The following is a 1,858-nucleotide window of genomic DNA, read 5'->3' on the forward strand; positions in this document are numbered from 1 at the left end:
CGCGCTGAAAAAGCCGCACCCCGAGTTGGTGTTCGAGCAGCCGCAGCTGCTGGCTAACCGCCGAAGGTGTCACCTGCAATTCCTGAGCGGCCTTTGCCACGCCGCCGAGCCGCGCGACTGCCTCGAAATGCGTCATCGAATTGAACTTGATGTCTGACCTCGTCCTCGTCAGTTAAGCTCAGCTACACAGAATGTTAAGAAACGAAAATTGAGCCGAATGTCAATCGGTCGCACAGTGGTCCCGGAAGGAGATACAGGATGGAGCCGAGTTCAACCCAAAGCTTGGGTAGCGCCGGCAACGTGCCGGGAGTTGGACAGGTATGGACCAGGAAGCCCCTGATCGAAGCTGCCAATATCGACAAGAGTTATGACGCAACCCGTGTCCTGCGGGGTGTGAGTTTTCAGGTCCGGGCCGACGAAATCCACGCGCTCCTGGGCGGCAACGGCGCCGGCAAAAGCACTCTCATCCGCATCGTCACAGGGCTGACCTCACGCGAAGCCGGCGAGATTGGCTTCGCCTCGTCGAAGGCCGACCACAACAGCCCGATCATCGCGGTGGTGCATCAGGAGCTGGCGCTATTGCCCGAGCTGTCCGGTCGCGGAAAACATCGGCATTGTGCATGCGAGGTCGGGCTGGTCGCAGATCAGCCGTCGCCGCACGCGCGAAACTGCGCTCGGAGCGCTCCAGCTGATCGACCCAGCGATCGGCGAAGCGATCATCGATAATGCCGGCACGCAAATTGTCCCTCCACGAAGGCCAGATCGTCCGGATCGCTCGTGCCCTTTCCACCGGAGCCGAAGTGCTGCTTCTCGATCCCGGCGATCCGGTTGGGGAAACGCGCTGGCTGCAGGAGATCGCCAACAAGCGAGGCTTTCCGCATGGCATCGTCGGCTATGCCGACCTGTCCCAACCCGACGTCGGCGACCTCCTCGACCGCCACATGGAATATCCGAACTTCCGCGGCATGCGGCAGCCGATGAATTATCATCCCGACCCCGCCAAGACCTATCTGGCGCGGCCGGAGGTCAGTCGTACGCCCGAATGGCGGCGCGGCTTCCGGGAGCTGGCGAAGCGCGGGCTGAGCTTCGACCCGCAGCTCTACTATCCGCAGATGAGCGAGTTCGTCGAACTGGCGCGCGACTTTCCCGACGTGCAGATCATTCTCAATCACACCGGCATGCAGGTCGACGGCGCCGAGCATCGAGGAGGCGATCGCAGCCTTCGGCGTCGGCCGCTCGATGTTCGCGACGAACTTCCCCGTCGACAAGCTGTTCTCGAGCTTCGACGCCATTTTGAACGCCTTCAAGGAAATTACGATCGCCCACCCGCACGAGGAGCGGCTCGCGCTGTTCCATGACAACGCCGCCCGGTTCTACCGACTTTAGATCACCGGCAAACAGAAATAGCAGGAGAGTTCGACTTGTTGCTGAAGGGCAAGGCCGTGGTGATTTCGGGGGCCGCGGGCCCCCGGGGAATTGGCCGCTCCACGGCAGCGCTGATGGTACAGCACGGGGCTCGCGTTGCAATACTCGACCTCGATGACGGGCAAGCGCGTGACGCCGCTGCGTCGCTTGGACCCGACCATATCGGCCTTGCGTGCAACGTCGCGGACCTCGACGCCTGCAAGAGGGCGGCGGCGCAAGTGACAGAAACCTTGGGCAGGATCGATGTGCTCTGCAACAATGCGGGCGTCACGCAGCCGGTCAAGACGCTGGAGATCAGCGCGGCTGACTGGGACCGCATCCTCGATGTCAACCTACGCGGCGTGCTCCATCTCAGCCAGGCATTCATCCCGAACATGCGCGAAAATGGCGGCGGCTCGATCATCTGCATGTCGTCAGTTTCGGCCCAGCGCGG

3 protein-coding genes and 1 pseudogene are annotated in these 1,858 nt (G+C 62.3%); 3 read left to right on the forward strand and 1 reads right to left on the reverse strand.

Annotated elements, in window-relative coordinates; all coding sequences use genetic code 11:
• Positions 1 to 136: helix-turn-helix domain-containing protein (locus NKJ17_RS33780; protein WP_352496782.1), on the reverse strand; the 136-nt coding region annotated here is incomplete at its 3' end.
• Positions 137 to 258: 122 nt separating this feature from the next.
• Between NKJ17_RS33780 and NKJ17_RS33785 the strand changes: the two genes are divergently transcribed.
• The 3 genes and pseudogenes from NKJ17_RS33785 to NKJ17_RS33795 form a co-directional block, all read left to right on the forward strand.
• On the forward strand, positions 259 to 726 hold the full coding sequence (locus NKJ17_RS33785; RefSeq protein ID WP_352692035.1) for an ATP-binding cassette domain-containing protein: 468 nt from the start codon (positions 259 to 261) through the stop codon (positions 724 to 726).
• Positions 726 to 1,386: pseudogene (locus NKJ17_RS33790) on the forward strand (amidohydrolase family protein). The gene NKJ17_RS33785 and the pseudogene NKJ17_RS33790 overlap by 1 nt, the downstream one beginning before the upstream one ends.
• Before the next feature lie 35 nt (positions 1,387 to 1,421).
• Positions 1,422 to 1,858, forward strand: a 437-nt coding sequence (locus NKJ17_RS33795) for an SDR family NAD(P)-dependent oxidoreductase (protein WP_352692037.1), incomplete at its 3' end; no start/stop codon positions are given.

The organism is Mesorhizobium sp. M0208 (genome assembly GCF_040322015.1).
Taxonomy (GTDB): Bacteria; Pseudomonadota; Alphaproteobacteria; order Rhizobiales; family Rhizobiaceae; genus Mesorhizobium.